14 protein-coding genes are annotated in these 14,103 nt (G+C 44.4%); 3 read left to right on the top strand and 11 right to left on the bottom strand.

The genetic code is table 11. The features are described 5' to 3' along the window. Nucleotides 1-3: 3 nt before the first annotated feature. From MKX60_RS25465 to cysT, 5 genes are all read right to left on the bottom strand, one after another. Nucleotides 4-795, bottom strand: coding sequence for an MBL fold metallo-hydrolase (locus MKX60_RS25465; protein WP_076284089.1), 792 nt, complete (start codon nucleotides 793-795; stop codon nucleotides 4-6). Nucleotides 796-1,006: 211 nt separating this feature from the next. Then, nucleotides 1,007-2,074, bottom strand: coding sequence for a sulfate ABC transporter substrate-binding protein (locus tag MKX60_RS25460; protein ID WP_341061349.1), 1,068 nt, complete (start codon nucleotides 2,072-2,074; stop codon nucleotides 1,007-1,009). Nucleotides 2,075-2,395: 321 nt separating this feature from the next. Further along, nucleotides 2,396-3,460 (bottom strand): sulfate/molybdate ABC transporter ATP-binding protein, encoded by a 1,065-nt coding sequence (locus MKX60_RS25455; RefSeq protein ID WP_042124940.1) that lies wholly within the window; start codon nucleotides 3,458-3,460, stop codon nucleotides 2,396-2,398. Between the two features lies 1 nt (nucleotide 3,461). Then, nucleotides 3,462-4,259, bottom strand: coding sequence for a sulfate ABC transporter permease subunit (locus MKX60_RS25450; protein WP_149645170.1), 798 nt, complete (start codon nucleotides 4,257-4,259; stop codon nucleotides 3,462-3,464). Further along, on the bottom strand, nucleotides 4,256-5,071 hold the full coding sequence (cysT, locus tag MKX60_RS25445; RefSeq protein WP_042185592.1) for a sulfate ABC transporter permease subunit CysT: 816 nt from the start codon (nucleotides 5,069-5,071) through the stop codon (nucleotides 4,256-4,258). Before cysT ends, MKX60_RS25450 begins: the two co-directional genes overlap by 4 nt. Before the next feature lie 206 nt (nucleotides 5,072-5,277). On the opposite strand from cysT, the gene MKX60_RS25440 reads away from it, so the two are divergent. Then, a complete protein-coding gene (locus MKX60_RS25440) occupies nucleotides 5,278-5,679 on the top strand; it encodes a secondary thiamine-phosphate synthase enzyme YjbQ (protein ID WP_042185590.1) in 402 nt (133 codons plus the stop codon). Between the two features lie 143 nt (nucleotides 5,680-5,822). On the opposite strand, the gene MKX60_RS25435 is transcribed toward MKX60_RS25440, so the two are convergent. From MKX60_RS25435 to MKX60_RS25425, 3 genes are all read right to left on the bottom strand, one after another. After that, complete coding sequence (locus MKX60_RS25435) at nucleotides 5,823-6,404, bottom strand: TetR/AcrR family transcriptional regulator (RefSeq protein ID WP_076284085.1); 582 nt, start codon at nucleotides 6,402-6,404, stop codon at nucleotides 5,823-5,825. 4 nt (nucleotides 6,405-6,408) lie between these two features. Next, nucleotides 6,409-7,041: a YigZ family protein gene (locus tag MKX60_RS25430; protein ID WP_076284084.1), complete on the bottom strand. Its 633-nt coding sequence runs from the start codon at nucleotides 7,039-7,041 to the stop codon at nucleotides 6,409-6,411. Nucleotides 7,042-7,172: 131 nt separating this feature from the next. Next, nucleotides 7,173-8,528 carry a glucose-6-phosphate isomerase gene (locus MKX60_RS25425; protein ID WP_076284083.1) on the bottom strand — a complete coding sequence of 452 codons (1,356 nt, stop codon included), beginning with the start codon at nucleotides 8,526-8,528 and terminating at the stop codon, nucleotides 7,173-7,175. A 234-nt stretch (nucleotides 8,529-8,762) separates the two neighbouring features. Between MKX60_RS25425 and MKX60_RS25420 the strand changes: the two genes are divergently transcribed. Continuing rightward, entirely contained in the window at nucleotides 8,763-9,662 is a 900-nt protein-coding gene (locus MKX60_RS25420) for an NAD(P)-dependent oxidoreductase (protein WP_076284082.1), read from the top strand. A 180-nt stretch (nucleotides 9,663-9,842) separates the two neighbouring features. Here the strand turns inward: MKX60_RS25420 and ppnP are convergent, their stop codons facing one another. Together ppnP and tkt are read right to left on the bottom strand one after the other, a co-directional pair. Beyond that, nucleotides 9,843-10,160, bottom strand: a complete 318-nt coding sequence (ppnP, locus tag MKX60_RS25415; RefSeq protein ID WP_042185578.1) for a pyrimidine/purine nucleoside phosphorylase — start codon at nucleotides 10,158-10,160, stop codon at nucleotides 9,843-9,845. 33 nt (nucleotides 10,161-10,193) lie between these two features. Then, on the bottom strand, nucleotides 10,194-12,236 hold the full coding sequence (tkt, locus tag MKX60_RS25410; RefSeq protein ID WP_042185576.1) for a transketolase: 2,043 nt from the start codon (nucleotides 12,234-12,236) through the stop codon (nucleotides 10,194-10,196). Between the two features lie 302 nt (nucleotides 12,237-12,538). Here tkt and MKX60_RS25405 point away from each other — a divergent pair, with 302 nt between their 5' ends. After that, nucleotides 12,539-13,171 carry a hypothetical protein gene (locus MKX60_RS25405; RefSeq protein WP_076284080.1) on the top strand — a complete coding sequence of 211 codons (633 nt, stop codon included), beginning with the start codon at nucleotides 12,539-12,541 and terminating at the stop codon, nucleotides 13,169-13,171. Between the two features lie 66 nt (nucleotides 13,172-13,237). Here MKX60_RS25405 and MKX60_RS25400 read toward each other — a convergent pair whose 3' ends face one another. Then, a complete protein-coding gene (locus MKX60_RS25400) occupies nucleotides 13,238-14,017 on the bottom strand; it encodes a GNAT family N-acetyltransferase (RefSeq protein ID WP_076284079.1) in 780 nt (259 codons plus the stop codon). Nucleotides 14,018-14,103 lie beyond the last annotated feature (86 nt).

The following is a 14,103-nucleotide window of genomic DNA, read 5'->3' as shown; positions in this document are numbered from 1 at the left end:
CTTCTAAAGTGAAGAGAATGGGTTTTTGTATATTGGAATTCTCATACCTGTCTGGGCTAGAGTAACGTTCTCCGGTAAAATATATGCTTCTCTCATATCCACATCATGCGACATATGGGTATACACTGCCTTTTTAGGCTTCACGATTTGCAGTAGCTCCGCTGCCTCCGTCATGTCGTACACAGAGCGAGTGGATAGCTCCGCCGCTTCATAATAGAAGCTTGTACCAAGGACCAGCAAGTCCGCCCCATGCATCAGGCGTGTCTCCTCAGCCCCAAGAGATATGGAATCAGGACAATACACCCATGTATAATCTTCCTTCTCTAGCCGAAAGGCGTACGAATATCCATTCTTACCATGGTTTACTTTCCAGGTATCTATCTTCCAGCCGTCCAGTTCTATCCCTTCATCACAGGGAATCATCTCGATGTGATTTCGCAGCCAAGGGTATTGCCGTTCGATAATAGGAATGACTTCTGCTGGAGTATAAAGTTCACCCTTAATGCCTGTCCATCGACAAGCATCTGCCCATTCAGGTAGCCCACCAATATGATCAAAATGAGCATGCGTCACCAGCAGTCTTCGCATATTCCGAACTCCCTGCGCCTCCATCTGACGTCGCCAATCTGGCCCACAATCAATCACTAGAAAGTCACTGCCATTATCTATAAGTACAGAGGAACGCAGCCTTGTATTGCTTCCATGCTCCCTTGCTTCTGTGCAGGTCTCGCAGCTGCAATATACCCGAGGAACACCCATGGCATCCCCAGTACCCAAAAACACCAACGTATCCATAATCTATCTCTCCTTCAGTTCCCATCAAGGAAGTCTTAAATTACCATATGTCTATCTTAAAGATGCTCACCAAAATATCCCCACAAAGTGAAGCTTTGCTTCGATGCGTACCCAGGTACTTTTTGCGGGGGCCCCAATTATATACTTTCGTCAAAAAAGTCATCCCTTAAGCAGTAGCCCTGCTAGGATGACTCTATTTTTACACCTCTACCTATATTCCGGCAAGTATCTGATACCAAATTCCCCGCTTGGAATAAAGCGTGCTTCGCACCTCAGCCCAGCCCCCTAAATAATTGATATCGAAGAGACCCGCTGGATCGGGGTAGCGGCTTTTGTTCTCCGCATAGACCTGTTTATCTACGGGACGAAAGCCATATTTTGCAAAGATCTCTTGTGCCTGCGGGGTCATCAAGAAATCAACTAATGCTTCTGCTGCCGCGCGTGTCCCATGCTTATCCGCATACTTCTCTACGACAGCCGCCGGGTTCTCAATCAGCATTGTATTTTTAGGAATAATGACTTCATATTTAACACCCTGAGCAATCCGGGCCAGCAGTTCATTCTCATAGGTGACAATGACATCACCCACTCCATACTCGAAGGCAGCCATAGATGCACGTCCGCTCTTATCCAAAGACTCCACATTGGCATGTACACTTTCTAAAAAAGCTTTCGCTGCTGCTGGATCCTTAACGCCCTCTTGCTCCTCTGACAGCTTCAGACCAGCCCCATAGATCGCATTAATATCCCACTGCGCACCACCGGATGTTTTGGGATTTGGGTATAACACTTTAATCCCTGGCTTGGCTAAGTCCGCAAAATCGTGAATTCCTTTGGGGTTTCCCTCACGGGTACCCAGTGCGACTACCGAACGTGTCACCATGCCTTGTTCACCCTGCTCTTTCCACGTTGGCGCTACGAGTCCAGCCTTAACCAGCTTCTCGACATCACCTTCCATGGCTAACAGTGTAACATCCGCTTCGAACCCGCCTACGATTGCACGTGCCTGTGTTCCGGAAGCTTCATAGGACTGTTGAAAACTAATCTCCTGTCCAGTATCCGCTTTCCACTGCGCTGCAAATAACGGCAAAATATCTTCCATCGCATCCTTAGCCACACTGTATGCGCCAACGACTAGCGTAACATCCCCTTGCTTCGAAGGATCTGCCATCGTCGTAATCGCCTTCTCATTCCCGCAACCGACTGCTGCCAGCGTGAGTATGACCAGCATTAGGGCAGCAAAACATCCGTGCAGTTGTCTGCTCCTTTTGAAATTCATTGCGGCCCACATCCTTCGAGGTAATGATTTTAATATTTCCTTGAAAGTTGCTCTATGGCTGAACTTAAAATTCAAGTAACCAACGTTCGGTATTTGCCGTAATTACGCGGAATGTTTGGACTTTCGGCCGCTGTTATGCTCTAATTTCTTGATCGGAACCGTATTACGGTTGAAATTAGAGCATAAAGACGGTCGCTACCGCTCCTACAGTTCCAAACTTCCACTCCATTACTCTATACCAATACTTCAGTTCCTCTAATCCTAGCTCATCACATTCGCTACTCTTCAAAAAAATTGAAAATCATTTTATTTATTTTTATATTAAATAAATATCGGCATCGGATCTTCTTTCAGGTTGTTCTCCTGGATCCAGCTTCGCTCATCATTAAACAGGTAGGCGCGGTGCACAAGGACTGAGATATCCTGTCCCGGCTGCAATGTTTCTTTCTCCAAGGAACGGTAAGTGACCAGTTTATGACCATTAACTTCAACCTCAACGAGCCATTCACTTCCACGGAAATGCAGATGCTTTACGACGCCTTTTTCCGTAGCTGAAGCCATCTTGAACTCATGCAGGTTACCAACTTCAATATACTCCGGACGAATAAGTGCTTTGGTAGGCTTACCGTCTCCAGCGCCTTTAAACCCTTTCACCTCAGAAGCATCTTCAATCAGTGTCGACTCCCCGATAAATGTTGCCACAAATGGTGTTTTAGGCTCCTTATAAATATCCCAAGGCGTACCCTTTTGTTCCAACTGTCCTTGGTTGATGATCATGATCTCATCTGCCACTTCTATTGCTTCGTCTTGGTCATGTGTTACGAAGATGGAAGTGATGCCAACACGCTCAATCAGCTCACGTAGCCAAGCGCGCAGCTCCTGACGGATCTTCGCATCAATAGCTGCGAACGGCTCATCTAAGAGTAATAGCTGTGGTTCAGGCGCGAGTGCACGAGCAAAGGCCACACGCTGGCGTTGTCCACCAGATAGCTGATGCGGATAGCGCTTCTCGAAGCCTTTTAACCCCGTAAGCTCTACCAGTTCCATAACACGATCACGAATGGCGGTTTTGCTGGCTTTTTTTACTTTTAATCCAAAAGCAATATTATCAAAAACAGTCATGTGCTTAAATAATGCATAGTTCTGAAAGACAAAGCCGATCCCGCGCTCTTGAGGAGGAAGATTGTTAACTGTCTGACCATGAAAAATGATCTCGCCATTATCCGGTGTCTCCAGCCCTGCGAGCATACGAAGAATCGAAGTTTTACCGCCACCACTCGGGCCGAGCAGTCCGATCAGATGACCTTTTGTAATGGTGAAATTGACGTCCTTGACCGCATGAAAATCTCCAAAATGCTTATTTAAACCCCGCACTTCAACATGCATATTACTGCACTTCCTTTCTTCTCTTGGTCCATTCCATCAATAACAGTAGACCTGCGGAAAATGCAGCCAGAACTAGCGCTATTCCTCCAGCAGCCGTTACATTAAAATTCTCAACATCCTGATAGACTAGCGTCGTCGCCGTCTGGGTTTTGTTCATAATGTTACCCGAGACCACGAGCACCGCCCCGAACTCACCTAGTGAACGAGCCACCGTAAGGATGACCCCATACACAACCGCCCAACGAATCGAAGGCCAAGTCACCTTCCAAAAAATTGTCCAGCCACGAGCGCCCAGTGTAGAAGCAGCTTCCTCCTGCTGTGAACCAATCTCCTGAAGCACCGGCATTACCTCACGCACCATTAAAGGAAAGGTTACGAACAAGGTAGCAATGATCATTCCAGGAATGGCATAGACGATCTTCAGCCCAATTCCTTCAAAAATCGCACCCAAGGCGCTATCCGGACCCAGCAGCAGGACAATCATCAGCCCGCCAATGACAGGAGACACAGCATAAGGCAAATCAACAATACTGTTAAGCAAGCCCTTTAGACGTCTATTTATCCAGTTCGCTCGAACAAGATACAGCGCCATCATAATTCCGAACAACGTATTTAATAACGTAACTACGATCACAACAAGCCCAGTCATCATAAGCGCATGCAGCGCTTCAGGCCTAGTCAGAGCATCCCAGAAACCACCAAATCCTTCACTAAAAGCACCTATAGCCATTTTCCCTAGCGGCGCAGCGATTAGCAGAAAAAACACCAAGTAGGTGAGTCCGATCCACAATTTTCTCATGAGCGTCTCCCCCGCATCTGCAGCATATTAATGAGCCAAAGAATGAGAAAAGATAAGGTCAAGAGAATGACAGAAACCGCTGCTGCGGAAACCGGATTATCACTTTCAACTTCACCAAAAATAAAAACAGAAGATACGAGTGTACGACCTGGAATATTGCCTGCTACGAGGACTACAGCGCCGAATTCAGCAAGTGCCCGCGAGAAGGCGAGCATTCCACCGCTGATCATCCCAGGAGCCATAGAGGGGAGAATAACATGCCAGAAGACTCTAGTTCCCTTGGCACCCATTGTATATGCCGCTTCCTCTTCGGAAGGATCAAGTTCCTCCAGCAAGGGCTGAACCGCTCGAATCACGAAGGGAAAGGTTACGAAGACCATAGCAATTACGATTGCCGGTTGATGAAAAACAATTTCAAAACCAAGCGCTTCTGCAGCCTTGCCGATAAGACTACCAGGTCCGAGCAAGAGCAAAATCATCAAACCGCCAACTGCCGTCGGCAGTGCAAATGGTAAATCCACAAGACTATTAAGCAATGCTTTACCAATGAATTGATAACGAATAAGAACCCAGGCAATCATTGTTCCTAAAAAGACATTAATTAAAGTAGCGATGATCGCCAGCTTTAAGGTTAACAGCACCGACTTCCAGGCAATCGGGTCGCTTATGCTTTCCACAAAATTACCGAAACCCAGTGAAAAAGAGTTGTAATAGACCCCAAGTATAGGCAACACAATCAATACTACAAAGTAGAGCAAAATTGTAGTTCGGAAACCCCAAGTCCAACCTTTGTGTCTAAGCAGCGAATTCAATGATTTTGCCCTCCCACCTCCGGATAACCGGTCGGTATACTAACCAACATCTCCATTAATTATTCCTATTTATATACTTGGTTTTATATTATTACTACTTTACCAAATCCTTCTCGTTGTCGTCAATTACTTTCAAGTGAATTTGGGGTAAAATATATATAACAAAGGTTAGGAAAAAGTGGCACATCACAGGAAGGGGAATGATTATGCTGCATACACTGGAGATTACTACAACGAAACGGGATGAATTACGGGATATTACTCGTGAAGTCATTTCTTTTGTGAAAAAAAGCGGGGTGCGTAGCGGGGTGATCGTAGTTTATTGTCCACATACTACCGCAGGAATTGCAATCAATGAGAATGCAGATCCTGATGTGAGGCATGATGTTCTGATGCGTTTGGATGAAGTCTACCCTTGGGAGCATCCGAAGTATCGACATGCTGAAGGCAATACTGCCTCCCACCTTAAGTCTATTACATCCGGACCTTCCCAGAGCATAATCATCCATGATGGCGAACTATTACTTGGACGTTGGCAGGGTATTTATTTTTGTGAGTTTGATGGACCTAGACGTAGACAATGTTTCTTAAAAATTATTGAGGGATAAACGATGAATGGCCGCTTCCGTTATTGCTACGGAGCGGCCATTAAAATATAAAACTAGAATTAAATATTACTTTGACCAAGCAGAGAAGTAGCGTTATACCAATGCACAGCTTTAAAGTGTGAACTTATAAAAAAAACAGCATGTTAAAGGCTGCGACATAAAACCTTGATATGAGCTGATGCTGCCTCTTTTACATCCTCAAATGATACTTTATCTTGGATATAATAAGATATAAATCCGTGAGCGGATAAGAACAAGGTTAGCGGCACGTTCTGCCAATCCTCGGACACATATCCCTCTTCCTTCATATGACGGCGTACAATACTTGAGAATAAATCAAAACATCGTCCCTGCTCTGCTCTACAATAAGCCAGCAGCTCTTCATCACGAATCATAAACATAATTTCATACTGATAAGGATGATCTATTCCAAACCTTATAAACTCCATAATTAGCTGCTCTACTCGAGTCATACCCTCTTCAGGTGGCTTATTCATTACTTGACCAAGCAAAGTAGCCACATGATTAAAATCTTCGACAACAATGGCGTAGAACAATTCCGCCTTTTCTTTGAAATGATAATAGAGAGAGCCGTGGCTGTATCCCAAATGCTGACCGATGCTTCGCATTGAAATCGCTCGATACCCTTTGGTAATAAACAGATGCCTAGCGGCCTCTAATATTCTTTCCCTCGACAACTCCTGCTCCACTGCTCTCCTTGCCATATACCTAATCCCCTTCGCTGTAGTAAATCCGCCGCCCTTCTGTTACCAAGGCTTGCCCTTGGGTTAGATCTGTTATCCATGCCATAAATGCGTCTCCCTCATCATTTCGCGGTAAACATAACAACGTTACTTTATCGGTGAACAAAGTCTCGCCGGTCTGAATACCTCTTCCCCGAAGTTCGTTCTCAACCTTGCCTAGCCAAGTGTAATCAATTTCTACGAATACCTCTCGTCTTAGCACACGGGTGATTACTTCTCCTGCTTCAAGCGCAAGCACTGCCCCATCCGTATAAGCTCTAATCAGCCCTCCGGCACCCAGCATAATGCCTCCGAAATAACGGGTAACAACAATTGCGACATTTTTAACTCCCTGGTTGCGAATTACTTCCAAAATCGGTTTGCCGGCTGTTCCACTCGGCTCCCCGTCGTCCGATTGCCTCTGGATTTCGTCTCGCTCCCCAATCACATAAGCAGAACAGTTATGCGTTGCGTCCCGATGTTTCTTCTTGATGTCTTCGATAAACAACAATGCTTCTTCTTCATTCTCAACTGGCATAACATGACCAATGAAGCGAGATTTGCGGATTACGACTTCCTTAGAACCGGAAGATCGCACCGTTCGATATTGTTCTAACATAATTATTCCAGTCCTTATATACATATGATGTCTTCATATAATGTCAGGAGCAGCCCCGGTATTGGATTACCTATGGACTGCTCCTGGTGACTTACACTAGTATGAATGGTCTCTAAATTACTGCTGCAATACTATTCTGTAAGTCTTGCTTCCAGCTCTGCCTTTTCTTTTTCGTAACCCGGTTTGCCAAGCAGCGCAAACATGTTTTTCTTGTATGCTTCAACGCCTGGTTGGTCGAATGGGTTAACACCGAGCAGGTAACCGCTGATGCCGCAAGCTTTTTCAAAGAAGTAAACCAAATAACCAAATGTGTATGGTGTTTGATCAGGAATAGTAACGATAAGGTTAGGTACTTGACCATCTGTATGCGCAAGCATTGTACCTTGGAAAGCCTTCTTATTTACGAAATCCATAGTCTTTCCTGTTAAGAAGTTCAAGCCATCCAGATCATCAGGATCGTTCTCAATGGTCACATGATGAGCCACTTGTTCTACTTGGATTACCGTTTCAAAGATATTACGGTTACCTTCTTGGATAAATTGACCCATGGAGTGTAGATCCGTAGAGAAATCAACGGAAGAAGGATAAATTCCTTTGAAATCCTTACCTTCACTCTCGCCAAACAATTGTTTCCACCACTCCGATACAAAGTGTAAGGAAGGCTCATAGTTCACGAGGATTTCAGTTGTCTTACCTTTGCGATACAGAGCATTACGAACTGCAGCATATTGATAAGCTTGGTTAGTAGCTACATCTGGATTATTGAACTCATCCGCAGCGGCAGCAGCACCTTGCATCATCTCTTCAATGTTAATACCTGCTACAGCGATTGGAAGCAAGCCTACAGGTGTCAATACGGAGTAACGTCCACCTACATCGTCTGGAATGATGAAGGATTCATAACCTTCTTCAGTAGCCAATTTCTTAAGGGCACCTTTTTCCTTGTCTGTAGTAGCGTAAATACGTTTGCGAGCTTCTTCTTTACCATATTTCTTCTCCAGAGCTGCGCGGAAAATGCGGAAAGCAATGGCTGGCTCAGTCGTAGTTCCTGATTTGGAGATTACGTTCACGGAGAAGTCTTTGCCTTCTACTAGATCAAGCAAATGCGTGATGTATGTAGAACTGATGTTATTACCAGCGAAATAAACTTCTGGAGTTTTGCGCTTATCTTTAGAAAGGTTATTGTAAAAAGAATGCGAGAGCGCTTCAATCGCTGCGCGTGCTCCCAGATAAGAACCACCAATACCAATTACAATCAGTACTTCGGAATCGCTCTGGATCTTCTTTGCGGCTTGCTGAATGCGTGCGAATTCTTCCTTATCATAAGCTGATGGAAGATCAATCCATCCAAGATAGTCGGAACCTACACCAGTCTTATTATGCAACTGTTCGTGCGCTAACTTAACTGGAGCGGCAAGGTTGTCAATTTCTTGTTGGTTGAAGAAAGAAAGGGCTTTGGTGTAGTCAAAATTAATCTTCTTAGACATCGGTAATGGAAACCTCCTGTTTATCTCTTTAAATTTGAAACCGCTTGTTACAACTTTATAATTAGGATACTTTAATTTGCCTTGACTGGCAAGGTCTTAGGGCACATCCCGGGCTTTAGAACCAAGTTTTCGAAAGTTTCATGGAAGCGTTTCCCGCATCATTAGGCATGGCTGAGCTGTGGTGCTAGCCTAAGTGCCGTGATAGAATGAAGAAAACGGAAGGTGGCTAAACAAATGAAACAAATCGGTTTTATCGGACTTGGAACAATGGGAGCGCCAATGGCTTCCAACTTGCTTCGTGGCGGCTTTCAGGTGACGGTGTACAACCGTACGGCAGCTAAATGTAAACCTCTTGAAGCAGAGGGTGCCCAGTCTGCCCTTACGCCACGTGCCGCCGCTGAAGGTAAGGATGTTATTATTACCATGATCAGTAATGATGATTCGGTTCGTGAAGTGTTTTATGGTCAGGATGGTATTCTAGATGCACTTAAGCCAGGCGGCTTAATTATTGATTCCAGCACAATTTCTCCAGGACTAGTTCACGAAATTGCCACTGCTGTAGAAGCTCGAGGTGGACATTTCCTTGACGCGCCAGTGACCGGAAGCAAGCCGGCAGCTATTGAAGGAACCTTGGTGTTCATGGTTGGCGGCAGTGCTGAAGTTATAGAACAGCATCGCGATATATTCGATACTTTGGGCAAAAAGCTGATACATATGGGTGAGAACGGCAGTGGTGCTGTAGCCAAGCTGGCTCATAATGCTATGGTCGGCATTCATAACGTTGCCCTGGCTGAAGGATTCGCTATCGCTGTAAAATCAGGTGTTCCAGCTGACAAGTTCCTTGAACTAGTGCAGCTTGGTTCTGCGGGTAGCAAACAAGCAGAGCTTAAAGGCCGTAAAATCATAGAAAATGATTTCAGCAATCAGTTCTCCCTTGCATTAATGTTAAAGGATTTGAAGTTAGCCTCCGCCCACAGCGATTTCACAGGCGTCCCTTCTCCAATGCTGGGACTAGCCAAAAGTATGTTCCAAGCTGGGTTTACCCAAGGCTATGGCGACGAAGACCTCTCCGCTGTAGTGAAATGCTATGAAGAGTGGATCGGACAAAAAATGGGTTCTACTGTATCCGAATAACATTTCACTTACTCATGACCGTTTCCCACATGATTTCCAATGTGAGAGGCGGTCTTTTTTAACGAATTTTCAATCTAAAAATACGAACATTTGTTCGAAATAATAATACTAAATTATTCTTTGTAGTGCAAGAAAAAAAGGAAGCCCTGCTTTTCAGCAGAGCTTCCTTTAGTTATGTCTTTATAGAACCGGGTAAGAACAGCAATAATCAGTTACTTCAAATACTTCCAACGCAAATTTTGAGTTGCCAGGGACATTGAACGTTGCCGCTCCCTTAATCTCCTGCCATACCTCAGTGCCGGGAAGCAGCACTTTAAGATCGCCGGACAGAATCTCCATAATTTCAGGACCATCCGTACCAAATTCATATACACCAGGCAACATGATACCAAGTGTGACCTTAGTTCCATCCTGCAAAATTACCGTACGGCTTGTTACTTGTCCGCCATAATATACATTGGCTGCTTTTTCAATCGTTGCGTTGTTAAACTGACTCATTACTCGTTCTCCCCCTAATGATTATTCAGTTAATTACAGAAGTGCTTTCACACGGCTAACTACATTTTCAACAGTAAAGCCGTATTCTTTCATTACTCTGTCTCCAGGTGCGGAAGCTCCGAAAGTAGTGATACCGAGGATATCGCCTTGGTCACCAGTGTAACGTTCCCAGCCAAAGGTTTGTGCCATTTCGATTGCAAGACGAGCCTTAACTCCTGGAAGAATTACGGAATCACGGTATTCTTTATCTTGTTTTTCGAACAGATCCCAGCTTGGCAAGCTGATTACACGAACATCGATACCTTCTTCAGCCAAAGCAGCTTGTGCTTTAACAGCCAATTGTACCTCAGAACCAGTAGCGATCAGTTGTGCTTGTGGAGTGCCATTCTTGGAATCAGAAACAACATAACCACCACGTTTGATGTTTTCACGAACGCCATCAACTGTTCCAGCAAGAATTGGCAAGTTTTGACGAGTAAGAACCAAAGCAACTGGATTCTCTTTGTTTTCCATAGCATAAGCCCATGCTGCAGAAGTTTCGTTAGCATCCGCCGGACGAATAACAGTCAGACCTGGGATGATACGCAGGGAAGCCAATTGTTCGATTGGTTCATGCGTAGGACCATCTTCACCAACTGCAATACTGTCATGTGTCAGTACATAGGTTACTGGCAATTTCATGATCGAAGCCAAACGGATGGCTGGACGCAGGTAGTCTGTGAACACGAAGAATGTTCCTCCGAATACTTTAAGACCCGTGTGCAGAGCAATACCGTTCATTGCAGCAGCCATACCAAACTCACGTACGCCGAAGTAAATGTTGCGGCCATCATAAGATTCTGGTGTGAACGATGTCAAACCATTCAAATGCGTCATAGTGGAGCTTTCCAAGTCAGCGGAACCACCCACAAGCTGAGGAACGCCAGCAGTCAGACCGTTAAGCGCACTACCGGAAGCTACACGAGTCGATACTGCCTTATCTTCAGTAGTGTAAGTTGGGAGGTTAGCATCCCAGCCTTCTGGAAGATCGCCGTTGATTACTGTTTCGAACTGTGCAGCAAGCTCTGGATATGCTTTTTTGTAAGCTGCGAATTTGTCATCCCAAGCTTTGTTAGCTGCGATTCCGTTTTTCTTCACTTCTGCAAAATGAGCACGCACTTCGTCAGGTACATAGAAATCTTCTTCGTATACCCATTTGTAGAAATCTTTGGTAAGCTTAGCTTCTTCTGCTCCAAGTGGGGAACCGTGAGTACCGCCATGGCCGCCTTTACCTTGTTTGTTAGGGCTACCATAACCAATTACAGTTTTCACTTCGATCAAAGTCGGTTTGCTAGTCTCAGCTTGAGCTTCAGCAATCGCTTTGGCAATAGCCGGAAGATCATTTCCGTCTTCAACGCGCAGTACTTGCCAACCATAAGCATCAAAACGTTGAGCCACGTTCTCGGAGAAGGAAAGGTTCAATTTACCATCAAGGGAAATATCATTTGAATCATACAATACAACCAATTTGCCCAGTTTCAAATGACCAGCGAGTGAAGCGGACTCGGAAGAGATCCCTTCCATCAGGTCACCATCACCACAAATAGCGTAAGTATAGTGGTCAACCACTTTATGTTCATCTTTGTTGTAGGTAGCTCCCAATTGAGCTTCAGCCATAGCCATACCAACAGCCATACCAATACCTTGTCCAAGTGGACCTGTTGTTGCATCGACACCAGCGGTGTGACCTACTTCTGGGTGACCCGGAGTCAAGCTGCCCCATTGACGGAAATTTTTCAATTCTTCCATAGGAAGATCATAACCACTAAGGTGCAACAAGCTGTACAGAAGCATAGAACCATGTCCTGCGGACAATACAAAACGGTCACGGTTTACCCATGTTGGATGATCAGGGTTGTGTTTCATTGTTTTTGCAAACAATTGGTAGCCCATTGGTGCAGAACCCATTGGCATACCTGGGTGGCCGGAGTTTGCTTTTTCAATGGCGTCAATCGCCAAAGTACGAATCGTTGTAATGGACAGGTTATCTACAGTTGAGTTTTCTTCCTTTTGAATCGCTTGTTCTTGTTCACTCATTTAATAGTTCCTCCTCTGAAATCTCAAGAATGTCATTTTGACTCTTATTGTATCATTAGTGTGGAAGCAATTCCAATTGTTTTTAAAAACTCTTTATTTGAACAGCTTATCTTTTGCAATATCGACGTATTTATATACACACAAGAACTATGAGACAAGCCAGAATTGCACTAGTCTATGGTCTAGTTTTTAATTGCGACTAAAGATTGTTTTACAATGCTCAAATATACAGTAAGATGGAGTTAGTTAAGCATAATTTTCATTCATTACCCAACATTTCCTAGTGGAAAGGAACTTTGAACATGAGTTCGAATAAGGACATCTTTATTGTGCTTACCGGTACAGGTACGGCCTTTAGTGGTTTTATTAAGTGGTTTACAAAAGCCGATCTGAATCATGCTTCGATCGCCTTTGACTGTGAACTGCGGGAGGTATACAGCTTCGGAAGAAAAAAAATGCACAATCCATTTGTGGCAGGACTAATCCAGGAGAACTTTATCGACCCTTTTTATAGCAGTGCTAATTGTTCCATCTATCAGTTGCGTGTTAGCGCTGAGGAATACGATACGATGTACAATCACGTCCAAGGGATGATGCAAAATCAGGAGCGTTATAAATACCATCTTTTAGGATTAATCGGTGTGCTTCTGAATATTAAAATCGATAGAGAAAATGCTTATTTTTGTTCCCATTTCGTTGCCTCTTTATTTGAAGAAACTGCAGTTCAGCCTGTGAATAAGCCTTCCTGCTTCGTTACACCGGAAGATTTCGCGCTTTCACTCTGTGCACATAAGATTTTTACTGGCAAGCTATCCTATTATTTACGTAGAGCTCAGAGAGCCTCTGCGCGCCCATCCTCTTTACCATTACATACTACTTCGGTTGCCACACGAATGATGCGAATGAATGAAGACCGGACTGAAGGGGTCGTATAAAAGGTTCTATGCTTGTGAAAAAGGACTAAGCGGATTTAAATCCGCTTAGTCCTTTTTCATTAACCATCAAATAACAAATTGGACCATGTACTGTTTGCACATAAGCTCAAAGCCGATGGATTGATATAGAGAAATTGCGCCTACATTTTCCTCAAGGACATTCAAATACACGTTAGAGGTAACCCTTCCCCCCGCTCGGGTGAGCTCGGCACAGATCTTTTTCCCGTAGCCTTGCCTTCTCCATCTTACATCCGTTCCGATGTTCCCCAATTCAACGTAATCTTCGCTATAAATATGGTATCCACCTACCGCAATCAGCTCATGTTGTTCCATCACACCATAGAACGGATACTGTAATTCTTCTTTTGAGAACGCCATTGTATCTAAATCGGCCATTTTCGACTCAATAAGTTCAAAATAAGGGGGACCCAAATGTAAAACGCTTGTATCCACCGGTGGTAACGCTTCTTGATGGATATGCTTCATTAGAAGCAGTTTTTTGGGTGACTTAACAAGTTCAAGCTGTGAAGCGAGTACAGCCATAACTTCTTCATTCACAATTACATTACCGACAGCATTGTCAGGTAAACTCAATTGATCTTTCATAAATGCAAGCACGGACCGGAGACAGAATGACTTCTCCACAGGGAATACGGAAAACGCATAGAACGAAAGCCCTCTAAAAAAAGCCAATACGCCGAGCAGCTCCCCATACTCTGTAAACTGTCCATAGTGTACCGTATTATGCTTACGAGCTGTAAGGTATGAATAGTATAAAAAATGCTGTTCCCTATTAATCGAACTCAAGATTGATTTCATTTCCGCTGGTGTTAACTCTCGAATCATGTCCCCTACCCCTATCAATGTTTGATACAATGCTTCAACATTAACATGATCCTGTGAAGTCACGCAAAAAAGATGGGGTGATATAG

This window comes from Paenibacillus sp. FSL R5-0914, assembly GCF_038004525.1.
Classification (GTDB): domain Bacteria; phylum Bacillota; class Bacilli; order Paenibacillales; family Paenibacillaceae; genus Paenibacillus_AQ.
Note: the sequence above shows the minus strand (reverse complement) of the source record. Positions and strands in the feature narration are given on the sequence as shown.